Here is a 20731-nt window from a genome sequence, read left to right on the forward strand (position 1 = left end):
TATGGCGAAAGAAACAGAATCATGGTGAGCGCCTGCAAACTCGTAGCAACACGGTGACATCCCTCTCTTCGCGCGCCGACAATAAAGACTACCAAGCGTCTGATACGCCTGGTGAGAAATGCTGTCCGAGGAGATGTGGAATGAACAGTTGCCTCCGTGGATTGATGCGCTGGAGCGCATCGGCGCTGCTGCTCTTGGTTTTGGCGACCGGACTGTGGGCGCAGGATATGAGCCCGGGCTACTATGACGCCGGCGCGCCGGCGTATGTGGACCTCTGGGTCAACCCCGTGAGCGGACGAGACTCCAACAGCGGCGCCACGCGCGGCGCGGCGCTCCAGACGGTGGAGGCGGCCTGGGCGAAGATCCCTGCGCAGACGGCGCTGACGAAAGCGTACCGGATCCTGCTGACGCCCGGAAATTACTCCGAAAGCGCCATGCCGAGCGGCAACTGGTTTGAGCTGCGGCAGGGAAGCTTCGCACACCCCGTAGTCATTCAGGCCGCCGACGGAAAGCATACCGTGCGCCTGCATGCGTACCTGCAATTCGACCACTGCTCCTACCTCTATCTCATCAACCTGGACTTCGTGACCGACCGAGGCTACGGCGGCGGGGGGAACGTGGTTCACTATTCGTTCTGCGATCATATGCTGCTGCGCGGCTGCGTGCTGAACGGTTTCGACGGCGCGATACGCCAGCCCCAGGAGACGCTCAAGGTCAATCAGGTGCGTTATATGTATGTCGAGGACTGCGACATCAGCAACGCCTTCTGGATGGGCCTGGATTATGTCGCCGTGCAGTACGGGCATATCGTCAACAATAAGATCCACGACACGGACAACGACTGCCTGATGGTGAAGGGCGGCTCCGCGTACCTGCGCATCGAGGGCAACGAAGTCTACAACTCCGCCCAGTGCGGCCTTGTCGCGGGCCAGGGGACCACATTTGGCTTCATGGTGGCGCCGTGGCTGCACTATGAAGTGTACGACACGAAGTTCGTCAACAATATCGTCCACGATATCCAGAACGCCGGGATCGCGGCGCGCGGCGTTTATAACGTCCTGTTCGCGCACAACACGCTCTATCGGATCGGCCTGGACCAAGTCTACGGCTCCGGCCTGATTCTCTGCTCGCCCGGAGGGCGGGTCTGCGAAGGAGACCTAGACATTTGCCAGCGGCTGCACCTGGCCGGCGGATGGGGGCAGACATCGATCGGCGATGAAGCCCAGTGCATTCCCAATCGCAATGTCTATATTTACAACAATATCTTCTACAACCCGCTGGGCGTCCGAACGCTCTACGGCCATTTCGTCATCTTCGGACCGCAGCCGGCCCCGCCGGGAACCAATATCCCCGGCCCCGTCCTCTCCGACGACAACCTTCGGATCAAAGGCAACATCGTCTGGAATGGTCCCAGCGATCTGGACCTGGGGCTTGACGACAGCTCCGGCGCCCAGCCCTCCAATCCTACCTGCAATGAGACCCTGATGCGCGCTCAGAACGCGATCAACACGCTCCAGCCGCAGTTGGTCGATCCCGCGCACGGCAACTTTCGGCCCTTGTTAGGCGGCAGCGTCTTCCGAGCCGTCAGCTACCCGGTTCCGGACTTCGCGGGCGGCGACCGCCAGCCTCGCCCGCTCGCTCCCGCCGGCAACCTCTCGAACGCCGTCACGCGGGATATCTCGGGCCGGGGCCGCGCCGGTCTCTGCCCGCCAGGAGCTTACGCGGCGGTCCCTGGCGACTTCGACGGCGACGGCCGCCCGGACCTGGCGCTGGAGAACCCCGCGACGCACGCCGCCGGCGTATGGCGTCTGAACGGCGCCGTAAAATACGGCGACGCCCTCTTCTCGGCTCCTCTGCCTGCGGACTTTCACATCGCCGCCATCGGCGATTTCAACGGCGACGGCCAGACGGATCTTGTGCTGGAGAACTCCGCGACGCACGCCATACGCCTGTGGTTCATGAACCGGATAACACGCGCCAGCGAAGCAATCGCGCCGTCGCTCAGCGCGGGCTGGCGGATCGCAGGAGCCGCCGATCTTAATGGGGACGGGCGTCAGGATCTGATCCTAGAGAATGCGGGGACCCGCCAGGCGGGAGTCTGGTATATGAACGGCGCCGTCAGAATAGGCGGAACGGTCGTCTCCACGCCGCTGCCGACGGGGTTCCGGATCGCCGGAGCGGGCGACTTTAACCGTGATGGGCGACCAGATCTCCTCCTGGAAAACGCCCAGACCCATCTCGCGACCATCTGGACCATGAACGGCGTGACGAAAACCGGCGAAACGCCGGTATCCCCCGCGCTTCCGACCGGCTCATCGATCGCCGGCGTGTGCGATTGGGACGGCGATGGATGCCCCGATCTCACGATTTTCAACCCATCCACGATGACGGGAGCGATTTGGCGAATGAACGGCGCGCTCCGCCTCACGGAGACGCCGATCTCCCCCGCGCTCGCCGCCGGATGGCGCATCGCCGGCGCTCCATAAGGACGCAGGCGAAGCCGAATCTCACTGTCGAAATCCCCTCCGCGGCGCGCCGAAAAGGCGCGCCGCGCAAAATCCAGCATTCCTACTCGTGATCCCCTCTGAGCCCGATACCGAAATGATTCTTATAGCGGCCCGACTTTAAGCTGGGGCGCGGGAACGTCAGACTAGTATCGAACAAAGAGGTCAGACATGAACAGAACTCACGCACGGAAACGTGCGTTTATCATAGGAACACTCGGGCTGGCCGCCACGGCGGGCCGAGCGGCGGCGGATCCTTCGGATCTGATGCGCATCGCCGGACATATGCCGGCGGCGCTGAGCCAGACGAAGCTGATCGGCGCGACCGACGAGAGCGCTCCGCTCTCCATGGCGATCGTGCTTCCGCTACGCAACCCCGGTCTTCTCCAGACGACGCTGCAGCAGATCTACGATCCCAGCAGCCCGTCTTACCACCATTTTCTCTCCTCGGAAGAATTCAATGCGCGCTTTGCGCCCACGGAAGCGGACTACTCAGCGGTGGCGGCGTACGCCAAATCGCAGGGACTGACCGTGAGCGGAACGCACACAAACCGCCTGGTTTTGGACGTCAAGGGCTCGGCTCTGAACGCATCCAGCGCGTTCCACGTCCGATTGAACAATTATCGCGCCGCCGACGGGCGCGTCTTCCACTGTCCTTCCTCCGATCCCCTGCTCCCCGCCTCGATCGCGGGACGCGTGCAGTCGATCGTCGGTCTGGACAACGCCGCCGTTCTCCATCCGAACTTCATTCAGACGCCCATCAACGATGTCCTGGGATCTCCGAACTATCTTCAGGGCATGACGGGAGGCGGCTCCCTGCTCGCGCCGCGCGGCGGCGGCAGCGGCCCTGGCGGCGGCTTGACGCCGAGCGACATCAACACGGCTTATAACCTGGCCGGCGGCGCGCGGACCGGGTCGGGGCAGACCCTGGCGCTGTTCGAGCTGGACGGCTACAGCGCGAGCGACATCCGGATGTACGAGTCTGCCTACGGACTGCCCAATGTCCCGCTTCAGAACATCCTGGTCGACGGCGTCAACGGCGTCCCGGCAACCGACGGCGCGGCCGAAGTGACTCTGGACATCGAACTGCAAATCGCGGTCGCTCCCGGCGTCAGCAAGGTCATCGTCTATGAAGCTCCGAACACCGGATCGGGCCTGGTCGACGAATACAATCGCATCGCTACCGACAACACCGCCAAACAGATCAGCACCTCCTGGGGCATGCCGGAGCACTACGCCAATGCAGCGCTTCTGAACGCGGAAAACACGATCTTCCAGCAGATGGCCGCGCAGGGCCAATCCATCTATGCGGCCGCCGGCGACAGCGGCGCTTACGATGACAACAGCACGGTTTGCGTCGACGACCCCGCCTCTCAGCCGTTCGTCTCCAGCGTCGGCGGCACCCGGCTCACCCTGGGCGCGAACCACTCGTACGGCAGTGAAACGACCTGGAACCACGGTCGCGGCGCCGGCGCGGGCGGCGGCGGCGTGAGCGTCTACTGGAACAAGCCCGACTGGCAGCAAGGCCTGGGCGTTTCGGCCACAAAGCGCAACATCCCGGATGTCTCGCTCGACTCCGACCCCAACACCGGTTACTCGATCGCCTATCACGGCTCCTGGACCCTCTTCGGCGGCACCAGCTGCGCGTCTCCGCTGTGGGCGGGCTTCACGGCGCTCGTCAACCAGCAGCGCGCGATTGCGGGCCTGAGCCCCATGGGCTTCCCGAATCCCGTGCTCTACACGATCGGCAAGGGAACGAACTACGGCGCGGACTTCCACGACATCGCGGACGCCAGCACCAACCTCTTCTACTCGGCGACCACGGGCTTCGACGACGCCACCGGATGGGGAACGTTCAATGGCCTGAACCTGCTCGCCGATCTCGCGCCGATGGCGCCGCCGGTCGCTCCGGCGACGGATCTGGCCGCGACGCTCACGCCTCCGACCACGGTCGGCCTGTCGTGGACGGCGGTGGACGGCGCCGCCAGCTACAATGTCCTGCGGGGAACGAAAGCCGGCGGACCTTACGCCAAGATCGGAAACACCGCCACGGCGTCCTACACGGACACCACGGCGGGTTCGTCCACGACGTACTACTATGTGGTCGTCTCGGTCGTCGCCTCCGGAACCAGCGTCTACAGCAACGAAGCCAGCGTCACCACCGCCGGCGCGCCTCAGGCGATCACCGATCTTGCGGCGGCCAGCGCCGGGATGACCGGCGTCAACCTGACCTGGACGGCGGGCGCCACGGCGACCAGCTACAATATCCTTCGCTCCGCCACGCACAGCGGCCCGTACACCCAGGTGGGAACCTCCACGGATCCCAGCTACAGCGACACGGGATTGACGGGCTCCACGACGTACTATTATGTCGTCACCGCCGCGAACAGCGATGGCGTGAGCGCCAACAGCAATGAAGCGTCCGCGACGACGGCTCCCGCCGCGCCGCCCGCTCCCACGAAACTCACCGCGACCAGCGCCGGCTCCTACCGGATCGTTCTTTCCTGGACGGCGTCCCTGCGCGCCACCGGCTACGCCGTTCTGCGCAGCACGACGGCGGGCGGACCGTACACCGCCGTGACGACGAGTTCGACCACCAGCGCCAGCAACGACGGCCTTGCTCCCGGAACGACCTATTACTATGTCGTCACCGCGATCAACACCGGCGGAACGAGCCCGAACAGCAATGAGGCGAGCGCTAAGACCACTCCGGCGGCTCCCCAGGCTCCGGCGAACCTCACGGCGACCGCAGCGAGCGCGTCGGCCATCAACCTCTCCTGGACGGCTCCGGCCGGCGCGGTCAGCTATAACGTCCTGCGCGGCGTCAAGCACCTCGGCCCTTACTCCAAGATCGGAACCACGACCAGCACGACCTATGTCAGCGACAGCCTGGACAGCAGCACGGCGTACTACTACGTCGTGACGGCGGTCAACACCGTCGGCTCCAGCCCCAACAGCAACGAGGCCACCGCCACCACGGCGCTCGGCGCTCCCAAGGCTCCCACCGGCCTGGTCGCCAAGACCCAGAACACGACCATGATCGGCCTGTCCTGGAACCCGACGCCCTACGCCACCGGCTATGGCCTCTTCCGCTCCACCACCAAGGGCGGCCCGTACACCTCGATCGGCATCGTCAACGTCAACTCCAGCAACTCGGCGCATCCCAATTGCGCGGACTCGTCGCTGACGCCGAACACGACGTACTATTACGTGATCAATGCCTTCAACTCGGTCGGCTCCGGCCCGAACGGCGCGGAAGCCAACGCAACCACGCTGCCGCTGCCTCCGTCCTCCGCGACTAACCTGACGGCGACGGCCGTCAATGCAAGCCGCATCACTCTGAGCTGGACCGCCGGCGACGGAGCAACAGGCTACATCATTCAGCGCTCTCTGACCGCAGGCGGCCCCTACACGAAGGTCGCCACCGCGACCACGACGAACTACATCAACGACGGCCTCGACAGCTTGACCACATACTACTATGTGGTGACTTCGGTCAACGCCGGCGGAACCGCCGATAACAGCAACGAAGCCAGCGCCACCACGGCGCTCGCGCCGCCTCCGGTCCCGGCTCATCTGACGGCGACCACCACGGGCACGACCAGCATCGCGCTGACCTGGACGGCTTCCAAGAACGCCGCCAGCTATACGGTCTCGCGCCGCACCGGCTCCACCGGAGCATTCACGCAAATCGCGACGACTACGGATCCCGCCTACGCCAATACCGGCCTGACCGGCTCCACGACGTACACGTACATCGTGACCGCCACCAACGCCGCCGGCGTAAGCCTGGCCAGCGCTCCCGCCTCGGCGATTACCGCGCCGAACGCGCCGCCGGCTCCGACCCATCTGGTGGTCAGCTCTGTCGCTTACAATCACGTCAATCTGGCGTGGACATCGGCGGCCCGCGCCACAAGCTACGTGGTTGCCCGCAGCGCCACGCAGGGCGGACCGTACACTCAGGTCGGCTCCGCCACCGGCGTCAACTACATCGACACCAGCGTGAGCGGCAGCACGACGTACTACTACGTGGTGAGCGCCGCGAACGCCGGCGGCGGCAGCGACATCAGCAATGAAGTCACCGCCACCACCCCCACGGCGCCGCCCGCCGGTCCGACCGGTCTCACGGCGAGGGCTCTGGGCGCCACGCAGATCAACCTGACATGGACGGCCTCGACGGACGCGGTGACCTACAACGTTCTGCGCGCCAAAGCGCACAACGGCCCTTACGTCAAAATCGCGACGTGCTCGGGTACGGGCTACTCGGACCGCGGCCTGACCAAAGCGACGATGTTCTACTACGTCGTCAGCGCGACCAACACCAACGGGACCGGCGCCAACAGCGCCGAAGCCAGCGCGCAGACGGCCGCCGTCGTCTTCGCGGCTCCCACCGGCCTGGCGACACAGCCGGAAGCTCCCACCCTGATGGGACTTTCCTGGAACGCGGTCCCCGGCGCGACCACCTACGGGATCTACCGCTCCACCACCCAGGGCGGCCCGTACACTTCGATCGGCATCGTCAACGTCTGGAGCGGCAACGCCGCTCATCCGAACTGCGCGGACGCCTTCGTGCAGGCCGGAACAACCTACTACTACGTCGTCACGGCGTACACAACCGGCGCAACCAGCGGCTTCAGCAATGAAGCCGTCGGAACCACCGCAACCGACGGCTCGTCGGCGAACCGGTAATTTCCTTCCCCGGAAGCGCGAGCATCCGACCACGAAGGGCCTCTCGTCTAGCCATAAGGCTAGACGAGAGGCCCTTTTTTTCGCGCGGCGGCGTTAGTGTTGTGACCAAGCGATTTCCAGCTCGTAAAACTCCCCAAGCTTACGCTGGAGCAGCGCCGCATTGTCGATTTGCAGCTCCGCGCGGACGCGTTTGATCAGGTGAATGCGGTATGATTTGAGAAGCAGGAATGTTGATAAAGACAGGACGGAAGGACACCTGCCTAACAAACACTATATTTTAATATAAAATACGATTCCCCGCCAAATTCGTGTACAATAAATCCACGGCCTTCTAAGCACGCGGCTGCAACTCAGCAAGTTTTACAAACTCAGCAAGTTCACCTCACGTCATGGATGGCATCATGTTTGCGAAAGACCATAAAGCCGCCTCTCGCGCGGTCGCCGCTCAAACACTCGTTTGTGTTTTGGCGGCCGGCTTTGTGCTGACGCATTTCCACCATCACCCAGCGACGGGACATACGGACAATCTCCTCTTCGCCAGAAGCGAGCCAAGACCTCTCGCCATGAATTCCCCGGAACTGAGCCAGCAGCCGGTCATCGTGCTTGACGCCGGCGCCATTATCGTTCCCATGACGGGTGTCGGCCCTGGTCCTGAGGGCACGATGTCGCCCGGCGCGACAAAGTGGCGGATCGTCAAAGAGCGCGGCCGGACCGCCGCCTGGGGCTATGTGCCCTCCGATGTGAATCTCGCATCCCACGATGGCGGCTTTACGGTCCGCTATACCCACCGGGTCCTCAATCTTTACGGCGCGCCCACCCACGTCCTCTCCGTTCAGGCGCTAGGCGATCCCGCGAGACTTGTCGGGCGGTACGCGCTGGAGCAGGCGGACGGGCGACGCCCGGTCTTTGGACGCTTTGAAGTGATCGCGCCGCGCTGATCGCGGAGAGGCTCGATCTTTATGAGACTTCAGCTCACCGCGCGCCGCGCCGCAACCTTTGGCCAGGATTTCCTCGCGGCGCGGATCAACCGCCGCCTGAACGTGACGCCGCTGGTCGCGGACGCCGGCGGCGCATTTACCCTCGGCGCGCTTTCGCAAGGCCCCCATCTTATCATCTCCCACAATCCTGAAGACGAGGGCGAGGCCCATCTTCTTGCCGGACTTCCCCCGAATGTGCGAGCCGTCGTCCACCGGCATGTTCAGTGGAGCTATCTGGATCGGCGGCAGCAGGAAAATGTGCGAACGTCGATGGCCAGGGCGTCGCTGTGCATCGTTCCCGCCGCGTTTCTCGCCGCCGAATCGCACGGGCTGTTTCCGGAGACGCCCTGCGAAGTCGTCCATATCGGGCGCGATCCCGCCATGTACCGGCCAGCGGACGACGCCGAACGCGCGGCGTTTCGCGCGCGTCTTGGAATCGCCGAGGACCGTTATCTGATCCTCCATGTGGGACGTCTGGAGGCCGCCAAGGGGCTTCAGATTTTATGTGACCTGGCGGCGCGTTTGCCGGAGTCCGCCGCGCTTTTGATCCAGTTCACGGCGAGCGCGGATGAAACGGCGCGGCGCGGCGGCTTCTGGCCGCAGGCGCTGGAAATCCAGCGCGCGCGTCCCGGCCGAGTTTTTCCGTGGCCGGACACCGACCCACAGTCGGATCGGCCTGTGCGCCATGCCGATCTTCTCCTGTCCGCATCGCTCAAGGAAGTCGCGCCGATGGTCGCCGTCGAAGCGCTCATGAGCGGCGCGCCGGTCGCCGCCACCGAATCCACCCCATTTTATGCGGAACTGCACGCGCTCGGCGTCGCTTCCGAGGATTTGACGGTCGCGCCCCTGCCCTTCGCCGAGCGTCTCGCGGGCCGGACGCGCAGCGAGCTCACGCTGACGGACGCAGAAACGGATACGGCGGCGAGGCTGCTGGCGAACGCCATCGAAGACAAAATCTCCCAACATCACCTTGTTTCGAAGGAACGGCGCGACGCGCGGTCCAATCAAATGACTCGCCTCGGATTTACGGAGGACCGAATGGTGTCGCGTCTCGATGCGCTTTACAATTCAGTCGTTGAAAATACGTGAGAGAGCGCACGAAAATCCGTGCGATTGCGGTAGAATTCCAGGGATTCGGATTGCATTCACGGCAAGTCAGCATCGGCTCACCGCCAGCCGCTGGACCGGGAGATTCCATGTCGCGTAAAGTTCACATCCTCGTTCTCGCGGCGGCCGCGCTGCTGCCGATCTCCGCGCGCGCACAGGTCATCGACCACTCCAACCCCACCTCCAACAATGACCTCGTGGCAAACCAGAGTTACCCCTGGGGCCCCGTCTTCATGGGCGGCGTCTGCCGCCTGACGGACAAGGGAACGAGCGAGATCTGTACGATCTTCTACAAAGACCGCGTCAACGTCGCCAAATTCAAAAACTCGTTTGAGTTTCAAATCATCAGCGGCGGGCCGTTCGACGACGCCACCCAGAGTTACCCAAATGTCGCGGACGGAATGACGTTCACGCTCCAGGCAACCGCGGTTTCCGCAATCGGCCTGGGCGGCGGGAACCTGGGATACGGGACCATCGACCATAGCGTCGCCGTCAAATTCGACTGCGCCCCAAACCCGGAAGGCGATCCTTCTGGAAGCTGCACCGGGCTCTTCGTCAACGGCCAAGCTCCCTTTGGGGGCATCGATCTCCTGCCGGCGAAGATCGACCTGCGCAGCCAGCATCCCTTCCGAGTAGAAATGGACTACGACCACGCCGTATTGCGTGTTCGGATCACGGATCTTGCGACCGCCGCCACGGCCGTGCAGACATACAATGTCGATATCCCGGCGACCATCGGCTCTCCCTCGGCGTTCGTCGGCTTCACCGCCGCCACGGGCCTGGGCAGCAGCGCCCACGACCTCCACTCCTGGTACTGGAACTCTCCGCCCTTCGGCTCAACGGCGTCCAAAAGTACGCCGCGCGAAGCGAACGTCGCCGCCTGTCCCGCGCCGTCCCAAAGCGCCAGGGGCAAAAAGATCGTGGCCCCATGGCCGACCTTCTCCCTCACACCCGCCAAGCCGCCCAGGCCGTGAGGTTTGTCATCCGGGCGTTTGTGTATTGCCTCGAAGCAGAAAGGTGATGATGATGTCCACGATCGCCATGCCGCTCCGCGAGTTTCTCGACAGCGGCGTTGAATATGTATTGGTCGTCCGTGAGTGGGATCAATGGACCATTCGCTCCGCCTCCCGCGACGGCTTCTGGTACCTGCACGCCGAGAACCGCATCACGGGCGAGGGCAAACGGATCGTCTATCCCAACTGGGAAGCGCGCCTCAAAGACGTCAAGATGATCAAATCTCTCCCCGGAGACGACAACTCCGCCCACGACGGCGTGCCCGCCCGCGACCACCCTCCCACCCTCGGCCCCGCCGCCAACGCCAGCCCCCTGCCGCCCGAAGCATGCCCCGAGTGGCTGTTCGCATAATCTCAAAAAATCCGCCGAGAAACAAGCGCCGTTGTCCGAATCCGCGTCAAACGGCGCCCCGCCCCGCGATGGAATCCGTCGCCGGGGTTTTCGATATTATATACATTGACAAGCATATACACTGTCAGGTATATTGAGAATATGGAATCCGTGTTTGAAATCATTGCGGAGCCGAACCGTCGCGCGATCTTGGGCCTGCTGCTCACCTCCCAACAGTCGGTTGGCGAGATTGAGCGTCAGCTTCACATGACACAAACGACCGTGTCAAAGCACCTGCGCGTGCTGCGCGAGGCCGGCTTCGTGGAGTCCACGGTGGACGCACAGCGCCGCCTCTACCGACTGAAGCCGGAGCCGCTTCAGGAGATCGACGCCTGGCTAGCGCCGTTCCGCTTGTTCTGGTCCACTCACGTGGATGCTCTGGAACGCCATCTCGACCGCATGGATGAGCCCACTCCAATATCGACACCGACGAAAAAGACGACAAGGAGAAGATAAATGGCCAATCGTGAACAGTATGCGCCGGGTCCCGCCAGCGACGCGCAGATACGGAAGGACGGAGAGAATTGGACGCTCATTCTCGTCAGAGAACTGCGCCATTCGCCGGAAAAAGTCTGGCGGGCGCTGACCACCCCGGCGGACCTGCGCGAGTGGGCGCCCTTTGACGCCGATGGGAATCTGGGTACGGCGGGCGCCACGGTGAATCTCACCACGGTGGGAGCGCCCACGCCGCAGGTTTCGGAAACCACAGTGACGCGGGCCGACGCTCCCAAGCTGCTGGAGTACCAATGGGGCGGCGCCGATATCCGGTGGGAACTCGAATCCCTGCACGGCGGCACGCGGCTGACGCTGTGGCACAATATCGATCGCCGCTTCATCTCCATGGGCGCCGCCGGGTGGCACATTTGCTTCGATGTTCTGGATGAGCTTCTCGGCGGAGCTCCCATCGGGCGCATCGTCGGCGGTGAGGCGATGAAGTTCGGCTGGCCGCAGCTCAATAAGGAGTACGCCAAGCAGTTCGGAGTGGAAACGCCCAGCTGGTGAGTTCCCCAAGATCAGTTCGACCTCGAAGACCAAGTATGAACAGACCGACGACAGCCGGAAAGAAAGCGACAACGAGATGCAGAATGTGAACGAGAGCGCGATGGAGGAAGAATCTCCCTCTCTGCTGATAGATGCGCAGATCAAGGAGATGGGCGATTGGCGTGGCGAGATGCTCGCTCGGCTCCGCAGTCTCATCAAACAGGCCGATCCCGAAGTGATCGAGGAGGTGAAATGGAGAAAGCCGTCGAACGCAATGTCAGGAGTGCCGGTGTGGTCGCACGACGGAATGATCTGCACGGGCGAGACTTATAAGAACGCCGTCAAATTGACCTTCGCCAAGGGCGCGTCGCTGGAGGATCCTTCCCATCTGTTTAACTCCAGCCTTGAAGGCAACACCCGCCGCGCCATCGATTTCCCAGAGGGAGCAAAGATCGATGAAGAGGCCCTGAAGGCGCTCATTCTCGCCGCCGTGGCGCTGAACGCGGCCTCCAAAAAACCAGGCAAGAAATCATCCTAAAGGACCGTGAGGGGATTTGAGATTGTCTCAGGAATACATTTCGATACGCGGCGCACGCGAAAACAATCTGAAAGACGTATCGCTGCGCATTCCAAAGCGCAAGATCACGATCTTTACCGGCGTGTCCGGCTCGGGGAAATCGTCCATCGTCTTTGATACCGTCGCCGCCGAAGCGCGCCGCCAGCTAAACGAGACCTTCAGCACGTTCGTCCGCAACTTCCTGCCGCGCTATGCGCAGCCGGACGCCGACGCAATCGAAAATCTGAGCATGGCCATCGTGGTCGATCAGAAGCATCTTGGCGGCGGCTCCAGCTCGACGGTGGGGACGATTACCGATATCTACTCCGTGTTGCGGCTGCTGTTCTCGCGCGTCGGCCAGCCGTTCGCGGGCTATTCCAACGCATTTTCGTTCAACGACCCACAGGGCATGTGTCCGGAGTGCAACGGCATTGGCCGCAAGATCGGCGTCGATCTCGATAAGTTCCTCGACACATCCAAATCTCTGAGCAGCGGGGCGATCCTGTACCCGGAATATTCCGTGGAAAGCTGGGGGTGGAACATCCTGATCCAGTCGGGACTGTTCGACAACGATAAAGCGCTGGATGACTACAGCGAAGAAGAGATGGACCGCCTCCTCCACGGCAAACCCTACAAAGTCAAGATGGACTTCGCCGGCAAATCCGTCAACCTGACCTCGGAAGGCATCGTCGATAAGTTCAGCCGCAAGTACATCACGGGCGACGTAAAAAGCTACTCCGAGCGCACGCAAAAATCGGTCGAGCCCTACATGACTTACGGCCCATGCACTCTTTGTAAGGGCGCGCGGCTCAGCCAGGCGGCGCTCGGCTGCAAGATCGATGGTTACAACATCGCTCAGCTGGCGGCGATGGAAGTCGACGAGCTGATCGAGGTCATCCGGGCGATCGAAAACCCGATCGCCGCGCCGATGGTCGCCTCACTGGTCGAGCGGCTCCAGCATATGATCGATATCGGCCTGGAATATCTCAGCCTGAGCCGTGAAACCGATACGCTGTCGGGCGGCGAGTCGCAGCGCATCAAAATGGTCAAACACCTGGGCAGCAGCCTGGTGGATGTGACTTACGTCTTTGACGAGCCCAGCATCGGAATGCACCCGCGCGACGTACACCGCCTGAATGAACTCCTGCAAAAGCTGCGCGATAAAGGCAACACCGTGATCGTGGTGGAGCATGATCCCGACGTCATCAAAGTCGCCGATCACGTGGTGGATGTCGGACCATTCGCTGGAACGCGCGGCGGGACAATCGTCTTCGAGGGCAGTTACGCGGACCTGCGGAACGCCGACACCCTGACGGGCCGGCACATGAAGCAATCGACGCCGATCAAATCGAGCTGGCGCGCGGCCAAGGGCAAGCTTTCCATCACCAACGCCAGAGCCAATAACCTGCATGATGTCAGCGTCGATATCCCGACAGGCGTCCTGACCGTGGTCACGGGCGTCGCCGGGTCCGGCAAAAGCTCGCTCATCCACCAGTCCTTTCTGCGGCAGCATCCCGACGTGATTGTGATTGACCAGTCTCCCGTTGGCGTCTCCAGCCGCTCGAATCCCGCCACGTACACGGGGATCCTGGATGAGGTCCGAAAGACGTTCGCCAAAGTCAACAAGGTCAGTCCGTCGCTGTTCAGCTTCAACTCAAAAGGCGCCTGCGAAAATTGTCAGGGGCTGGGCGTCGTCTACACCGACCTGGCGTACATGGACGAGGTCAAAACCCCGTGCGAGATATGCGGCGGCAAGCGCTTCAAGGACGAAGTGCTGACCTACAAATTCCACGACAAATCGATCTCCGATGTCTTGAACATGCCTGTTCGGGAAGCCCTGGAGTTTTTTGACGCCAAAGAAGTGGCGAAAGACGTTATGCGCAAACTGCAAGCCTTGAGCGATGTCGGACTGGACTATCTTACCCTGGGCCAGCCGCTGAGCACCCTCTCCGGCGGCGAATGCCAGCGCATCAAACTTGCCAGCGAACTGCACAAAAAAGGCAGCGTGTACGTGATGGACGAGCCGACGACCGGGCTGCACATGTCCGATATCGGCCACCTGCTCGCGATCATCAATCGTCTGGCGGACGCCGGAAACACAGTGATTATCATCGAGCACAACCTGGCGGTTATCAAGAACGCCGACTGGATCATCGACATGGGTCCTGAAGGCGGCAGCAAGGGCGGCAGAGTCATGTTCGAGGGCACGCCGCAGCAATTGCTGGATTGCAAACAATCACTGACAAGCGCATACCTGCGCGATTAGATCTCGCCCCAGAAAAAGGCCCCGGCGGTTGAAACCGCCGGCGCTTCTTCTTGGATCGGCGCCTTCACTCGTCACCGTGCAACTTTTCCACCGATGCAAGGTCAAACGGAGCAGTAACCTAAGAGGAGGGGTATTCATGAAGTGGGAGAAGGTAGACAGTTCGCCGGTAACGATCGGGGAAGGCATGCTCAAAATGAACGCGACGATTACCGTCGTCCGCGCAAAAGTCCCAGGCGGGTGGCTGGTTGTTTACTACGGCGCGAACATGATTTTCTACCCGGACCCGACCCACTCCTGGGATCCCAATGCTCCCGAAAGCCGATAAAGCAGCGCCCCAATTCTTGACCGCTTCCTCCATCTGGTATAATGCATGCCCTAACGAAATAAAATCGCCTGGCAGTTTTCATTAGCAATACGAGACGCTGCGCCGATAGGACCTTAAGGGGGCGCACGCCGACATGACCGCATGCTTCAACGCACGAAAACTGCTGAGCCGATGGATGAGCGTGAAGACAACAATGGGCGCACTGATTGGCGCCATTGCTCTATTGGTCTGCGCGGCGGCGCACGCCGAGCCGGCGAAGTACGAGCGCGCCACCAGTTCGTTCCCCGTGGCGCGTTGCGATACTCCCCCCAAAATTGATGGCGCGCTCGACGATCCCTGCTGGACCACGGCATCCTCCACCGGCGGCTTTTACCGGTTCGCGAGTTCATCGCCGGTCGCGGAGATGACGGAGGCGTGGGCCTGCGCGGACGGCCGAAACCTCTATGTCGCCTTTCACTGCCACGATTCCCAGCCGGGCCGGATTCGCGCGGATGAGACGCAGCGTGACGGCGATCTATCCAAGGACGATCGGATCGGCGTCGAGATCGACAGCCAGGGAACACAGCGCGGCTACTCAACCTTTGTTCTGTCGGCGTGCGGAACGCAGTTCGAATCGATGGAGAACGGGAATACGGACAATATCGCCTGGGCCGGAGACTGGCAGGGGGCCGTCCAGAAAACCAGCGACGGTTGGACGGCGGAGTTCGCGATTCCCTACGCCCTGTTGAAGTACCCGCGTGACGCGCGCTCGGTGCGATTGATGCTGTTCCGTAACCTGGCGCGCGAAACCAATCGCACGGTCTGGCCCGGCGTCCCGCTGTCGGTGACGGATCCCTGGCACGACACGCTGTACATGCAGCCGTGCGACGGTCTGTCCATGCCCTACTTCGCCCCGCGCCCGGTGATCCTGCCCTATATCCGCGCCGGGATCGGCCAGACCGCTGGCGTGGCGACCGGCGTGGACGTCAAATATCCTCTCAGCACCACCTTGACCGGCGTCGCCGCCTACAAGCCCGATTTCCAGACCATCGAACAAAGCGTCTCGGACGTCAACTTCTCCTACACGCAAAAGTATGTCAACGACCACCGGCCTTTTTTCGTCGAAGGCGCCAACTACATGCCCGACAGCGATCTGCTCTACACGCCGCAAATCGCCAACGTGGATACGGGAGTAAAAGTCGTCGGGAAAAACGGACCTTATGAAATCGGCGCGCTCCATACGGAATCGGGAGGTCCGGGCGGACAGGAGGCGTCCGTCATTTCGATCGGCCGTGAAATCGGCGTCACCAACAACATCGGCCTGAACTTCGCGCGGGGCAATCAGCCGGGCGAGGCCTTCAGTAATGTCGGCCGGCTGACCGGCGGATACAACTGGAAAAACGGCTCGACCAACTACAACGCCTTTACACAGCTGACCGGCTCCTGGCGGGACAGTTCATGGCGCGGGCAGCAGCAGTTTTTCGATTTCTCGATGAATCCGAAGGACGGCAAGCCGGGCTTCGACATATACCATTCGCTGTTCGGCGCCGATTTCTACAGTGAGCTCGGATACCTTCCCGAGCTGAACCGCAAAGGCGACGGGCTGAGTATCTACCAGGACAACCGCTTCGACAAAGGCGCGCTGGAGAGCTACCACGCCAGCACCTATATCGACTCCTGGCAGCATGAGACGGGCGGTTTCTTCCACAACTATCAGAACGGCTTCATGGATCTGCATTACCGGTCGGGCATTGGCTTCCACGTGGGTTACTCGCACCAAATACGGCAGCAGGACTCCAGTACGCTCTACCGGGACCACATCATGGAGCGCAGGTTCTGGTGGGGCGAAAAGACGCTGCTGCAAGGGGGCCGGATCCAGTACGACTCCGGCACGCAGGCCGGCCAGAGTTACGCCTACGCGGTGCTCGCCCAGGGCGTTCGCTTCTCGCGGGTCTTTTCCAGCCAGCTGCTGTTCAACCGTCTCGACCTGGGCGGAGCGATCCAGACTCAGACGGTTGTTTCGGGCGTATATCACCTCAAGAATGAACGCTCCATCGGCGGCCGCCTCGTGTCTCAGGATCGCGACACCAACGTCTATCTCTCGTTCAACCAGAAAACACGCGGCGGCACGGACATCTACGTCCTCCTGGGCGATCCCAACCGCCGCACAACCGCCGCCGGGATGACGTTCAAGCTCGTGCGAGCGCTATAAAACGCATTCAGTGGCCGGCGAGAAACGCCAGGACTTGCTCGGTGGGGATATCGCCGTCCGTCCCAAGCCCGGTGTTCAGCGTCCGGTGCGTCTTGTCGTACGCCGGTTTCACTTCAACGGAAACATGCGCGTCCTTAAGCGCCTTCTGCATCATTTCGGACTGCGCCCTGGATGTGTCCCGGGTGGCGACGTAAAAGATCAGAAACGGCGGGATGGCGTGGTTGGTGGAGATGTGCGCGATCGGCGAGGCGTCCCTGCGCACGGCGGGATCGGAGCCGAAGGCGTTGAGGTAGATGCGGCGAGTGATCAGGTCGGCGGGCGCGCCCCGGCTCAGGTCGTAGCCTGCGGAGTCGAGCAAGACGCAGCCGCTCAGGATCTTCGTCGATGTCCCGGCGTCCGTCAGATACTTGGGATCGGTGCTGATAAGCGCCGCCAGATGCGCCCCCGCCGAGTGCCCCATCACAAAGAGATGGTCCGGGTCGCCGCCGTAATCCGCGATGTGCTCGTGGACCCAGGCCACCGCCTGCGCGCAGTCGACGGCGAAATCGGGAAAATGCACGGCCGGCACAAGCCGGTAATTGATGCTGACAAAGATGTATCCCTGGAGGGCGAAATCCGCTCCCTTGTTGTTTGCCGCCATATCCTTGTCGCCGTTGCGCCAGCCGCCCCCGTGAATGAACACGATCACCGGCCGCCCTGTCTGCCCCGCCGGAGAGTAAATATCCAGCGTGTTATATTTGGGATCTCCCCCAGCGATGTAGGAAATATCCCGCGCGATCTTCACCGGCCCCGCGCCGCCGCAAAATGCGGGCGCGGCGGACAGCGCCGCCATCGCGACCAGCGCGAAAACAATCATTGCGCGAACCGCTCGCCGAACTCCATTCATCGAATCACCCTCCCTGTGTAAAATCCAGCAGCCACGCATCAATGACGCAAAAATCAGGCAAAGGTTCGATGCCTCCACGAACGCCGATGCATGAGTCCAAATTATCACCATAAAATTGTAAGGATATTTGATACCATTGACATACAAACAGCGGCGCAACGTGTATAATGGCTTCGCACTGCCCCGCAGGCAACAGCGCCTGCAAATGACATGCCTGAAAAGGAACCGACCACCCATGTTATGTCTCAATTGTAAAGTTGCAATGACAGTGTCCGCATGCGGCCTCGCCGCCATGCTGCTTGGCGGCCAAGCGTCTTACGCTCAGAATTACACGATCAAAGACCTGGGCGTGCTGGGAACAACGAGGTTCAGTATCCCGCACAGCATCAACCAGAATGGCCTTGTCGTGGGAGAATCGGATTGGGTCGGAGGCGGCGCCGGCAAGGCGTTCCTCTATCAAAACGGCGTTATGAGCGATCTCAGCACTGCCGGCAGTTTGAAGAGCATCGCCTACAGCATCAACACCACAGGACAGATTGTTGGCTACATTGAAGATTCGTCGGGCAATACGCATCCGACGCTCTGGCAGAATGGGAGCGCCGTCACACTCAACTACCCGGGCTTCGCGCAGGCGATCAATTACGCGGGCGCCATCGCCGGGATCTATGTGGACAGCGGCAATATCAATCACGCTTCGCTCTGGACGCCGACTTCGCCCAATGGCGTCACCGGCTCGGTGCGCTCCATCACCACGGGCAACGGATCCGCCAACGCCGTCAACCACTTCTATCAAGTGGCGGGAAGCTTCTCGGTCGGCAGCGCGACCCACGCGTTTCTCTGGGACGCCACGCACGGACTGAAGGACCTGGGCGATATCGGCGGCTTCGGCCAGGCGTATGCGACCGGCGTGAGTTACAGCGGCTCCGTGACGGGGAGTTTTGTCGGACCGGTCGGCGGCGGCAACACGGGCTTCCACGCCTTTGTCTGGAAGCCGACATCGGCGAACGGCGTCACCGGCTCCGTACAGGACCTGGGAATCGGCCAGGCCGCCAGCATCAACAGCTCCGGCCAGATCGTCGGCGTATCGTCGAACGCCGCCGCGCTCTGGCAAAACGGCGTCCTGACGAATCTCAACACCGCCATTCCCGCCGGTTCCGGATGGACGCTGTATGAAGCCGACGCCATCAGCGATGTCGGCCAGATCGTCGGCGCCGGCAGCCTGAACGGCGGAATGTCGCACGCCTTTCTCCTCACCCCCACGCACTAAGCTCAGGCATTTGCGATCCCTCTCCCACGTCTCAGCAGGTTAGGGCAGGTGATTTGCCCGAAGACTTTAGTCCTCGGGCAAATCAGAAACCCTCTCCGCCTCCACGCAGTCATTGAAAATTCCCTTGCGATTTCTCTTGACAGAAAAAGCATGATATTGTATCATTGAGTTAATACAATTATAAACCACGAAAGAGTCCATGCAGATCCATATCTCAACCGAAGACGGGACGCCGATCTATTTGCAGATCGTGAATCAGATCAAGTATCTGGCCGCTTCGGGACGTCTGGAGACCGGCGAGGAGATGCCTCCGATCCGCGTGCTCGCGGAGCAGCTTCTGGTGACGCCGAACACGGTGGCGCGGGCGTACCGGGAGCTGGAGATGGCGGGCGTGGTGGAGAAGCGGCGTACGGCGGGGACGTATGTTTCCGACGCCGGATCGCGGCTCGCGCATCACGAGCAGTGGAAGATCCTGACGCAGCGCGTGGATGTTTTGCTCGCGGAGGCGACCCAGATGAATGTCGGCGTGGAGCAAGTGCTGGAGCTGGTGAAAGAGCGCAGCGCCGCGATGCGGCCGATGGATGACGGCGCAGAGAAAGTTTCCAAGGAGAAGTGACCCGATGACTACCAATCGCATCAATCCGCCCCATGACGGCGGCGTCCCTGTCGTGGAGATCCGCAATCTGACGCGCCGCTTCGGCCCGAAGGTCGCGCTGGACGATGTGAGCCTGACGGTCCCCGCCGGCGTCGTCTTTGGCCTGGTCGGCGAGAACGGCGCGGGAAAGACGACGCTGATCAAGCATGTCCTCGGGCTGCTCAAGGCGCAGGAGGGATCGGTGCGTATCTTCGGCAAGGACCCGGTGGAGGATCCGGTCGGGGTGCTGTCGCGCATCGGCTATCTCGCGGAGGAAACGAGCCTGCCCGGCTGGATGACGGTGCATGAGCTCATGCGCTACACGCAGGCGTTCTACCCGACCTGGGACGAAGCGTTCGCGGAGCAATTGCGCGGCGAGTTCGGTCTTGACGTCCGCGCCACGGTGAAGAACCTCTCCAAAGGACAGCGCGCCCGCGCCGGCCTGCTGGCGGCGCTCTCCTACCGGCCCGATCTGCTGCTGCTCGACGAACCGTCGTCGGGCCTCGATCCGATCGTCCGGCGCGATATCCTGGGCGCGATCATCCGCACGATCGCCGACGAGGGGCGCACGGTGCTGTTCTCCTCGCATCTGCTGAGCGAAGTCGAGCGCGTTTCGGATTACGTCGCAATGGTGCGCGGCGGCAAAATCGTGTTCGCCGACGCATTGGACACGATCAAGGAAACGCACTTCAAAGCCACGCTGCAGTTCGCCGAAGCGCGCAAGACGGCTCCGCAGATCCCCGGCGTGCTGCACTGGGAAGGCCTGGGCGGCGAATGGACCGCCGGCCGCGAGTGGACCGCCGTCTGCCACGGCCGCCCCGCCGAGATCGCCGCCGCCGCCGTATTGCACGGCGCCCGCATGGTCGCGCACTCGCCCGCCTCGCTCGACGATATCTTTGTGGCCCGCGTCGGCGCCAAGATCGCGGTCGCGCAGGAGGATTGAC

16 protein-coding genes are annotated in these 20731 nt (G+C 62.2%); 15 read left to right on the top strand and 1 reads right to left on the bottom strand.

Features of this window, described 5'->3' with window-relative positions; genetic code table 11:
- Nucleotides 1-140: 140 nt before the first annotated feature.
- The 12 genes from D5261_RS29210 (at nucleotide 141) to D5261_RS29265 (ending at nucleotide 17000) form a co-directional block, all read left to right on the top strand.
- The gene (locus tag D5261_RS29210; protein ID WP_119322934.1) at nucleotides 141-2486 is read left to right on the top strand and encodes an FG-GAP-like repeat-containing protein; all 2346 of its coding nucleotides are present in this window, start codon (nucleotides 141-143) and stop codon (nucleotides 2484-2486) included.
- Between the two features lie 189 nt (nucleotides 2487-2675).
- Entirely contained in the window at nucleotides 2676-7193 is a 4518-nt protein-coding gene (locus tag D5261_RS29215; protein WP_119322933.1) for a fibronectin type III domain-containing protein, read from the top strand.
- Between the two features lie 401 nt (nucleotides 7194-7594).
- Nucleotides 7595-8131: a hypothetical protein gene (locus tag D5261_RS29220; RefSeq protein ID WP_125206133.1), complete on the top strand. Its 537-nt coding sequence runs from the start codon at nucleotides 7595-7597 to the stop codon at nucleotides 8129-8131.
- A gap of 21 nt (nucleotides 8132-8152) precedes the next feature.
- Entirely contained in the window at nucleotides 8153-9259 is a 1107-nt protein-coding gene (locus tag D5261_RS29225) for a glycosyltransferase family protein (protein WP_119322931.1), read from the top strand.
- A gap of 107 nt (nucleotides 9260-9366) precedes the next feature.
- Complete coding sequence (locus D5261_RS29230; protein WP_119322930.1) at nucleotides 9367-10251, top strand: L-type lectin-domain containing protein; 885 nt, start codon at nucleotides 9367-9369, stop codon at nucleotides 10249-10251.
- A 46-nt stretch (nucleotides 10252-10297) separates the two neighbouring features.
- Complete coding sequence (locus tag D5261_RS29235) at nucleotides 10298-10642, top strand: hypothetical protein (protein WP_119322929.1); 345 nt, start codon at nucleotides 10298-10300, stop codon at nucleotides 10640-10642.
- A 141-nt stretch (nucleotides 10643-10783) separates the two neighbouring features.
- Nucleotides 10784-11137, top strand: a complete 354-nt coding sequence (locus tag D5261_RS29240; protein WP_119322928.1) for an ArsR/SmtB family transcription factor — start codon at nucleotides 10784-10786, stop codon at nucleotides 11135-11137.
- Nucleotides 11138-11683: an SRPBCC family protein gene (locus tag D5261_RS29245; protein ID WP_119322927.1), complete on the top strand. Its 546-nt coding sequence runs from the start codon at nucleotides 11138-11140 to the stop codon at nucleotides 11681-11683.
- A 76-nt stretch (nucleotides 11684-11759) separates the two neighbouring features.
- Complete coding sequence (locus tag D5261_RS29250) at nucleotides 11760-12200, top strand: DUF1801 domain-containing protein (protein ID WP_119322926.1); 441 nt, start codon at nucleotides 11760-11762, stop codon at nucleotides 12198-12200.
- 22 nt (nucleotides 12201-12222) lie between these two features.
- Complete coding sequence (locus tag D5261_RS29255; RefSeq protein ID WP_218025676.1) at nucleotides 12223-14484, top strand: ATP-binding cassette domain-containing protein; 2262 nt, start codon at nucleotides 12223-12225, stop codon at nucleotides 14482-14484.
- A 136-nt stretch (nucleotides 14485-14620) separates the two neighbouring features.
- On the top strand, nucleotides 14621-14809 hold the full coding sequence (locus D5261_RS29260) for a hypothetical protein (RefSeq protein ID WP_119322924.1): 189 nt from the start codon (nucleotides 14621-14623) through the stop codon (nucleotides 14807-14809).
- A 193-nt stretch (nucleotides 14810-15002) separates the two neighbouring features.
- Nucleotides 15003-17000 carry a carbohydrate binding family 9 domain-containing protein gene (locus D5261_RS29265; protein WP_301002345.1) on the top strand — a complete coding sequence of 666 codons (1998 nt, stop codon included), beginning with the start codon at nucleotides 15003-15005 and terminating at the stop codon, nucleotides 16998-17000.
- Between the two features lie 7 nt (nucleotides 17001-17007).
- On the opposite strand, the gene D5261_RS29270 is transcribed toward D5261_RS29265, so the two are convergent.
- Nucleotides 17008-17856, bottom strand: a complete 849-nt coding sequence (locus tag D5261_RS29270) for an alpha/beta hydrolase (RefSeq protein ID WP_165864398.1) — start codon at nucleotides 17854-17856, stop codon at nucleotides 17008-17010.
- Between the two features lie 292 nt (nucleotides 17857-18148).
- Between D5261_RS29270 and D5261_RS29275 the strand changes: the two genes are divergently transcribed.
- The 3 genes from D5261_RS29275 (at nucleotide 18149) to D5261_RS29285 (ending at nucleotide 20730) form a co-directional block, all read left to right on the top strand.
- Nucleotides 18149-19153 carry a DUF3466 family protein gene (locus tag D5261_RS29275; RefSeq protein ID WP_165864397.1) on the top strand — a complete coding sequence of 335 codons (1005 nt, stop codon included), beginning with the start codon at nucleotides 18149-18151 and terminating at the stop codon, nucleotides 19151-19153.
- A 199-nt stretch (nucleotides 19154-19352) separates the two neighbouring features.
- Complete coding sequence (locus D5261_RS29280) at nucleotides 19353-19769, top strand: GntR family transcriptional regulator (RefSeq protein WP_119322921.1); 417 nt, start codon at nucleotides 19353-19355, stop codon at nucleotides 19767-19769.
- Between the two features lie 4 nt (nucleotides 19770-19773).
- A complete protein-coding gene (locus D5261_RS29285) occupies nucleotides 19774-20730 on the top strand; it encodes an ABC transporter ATP-binding protein (protein WP_119322920.1) in 957 nt (318 codons plus the stop codon).
- Nucleotide 20731: the final 1 nt, after the last annotated feature.

It is taken from the genome of Capsulimonas corticalis, assembly GCF_003574315.2.
Taxonomy (GTDB): Bacteria; Armatimonadota; Armatimonadia; order Armatimonadales; family Capsulimonadaceae; genus Capsulimonas; species Capsulimonas corticalis.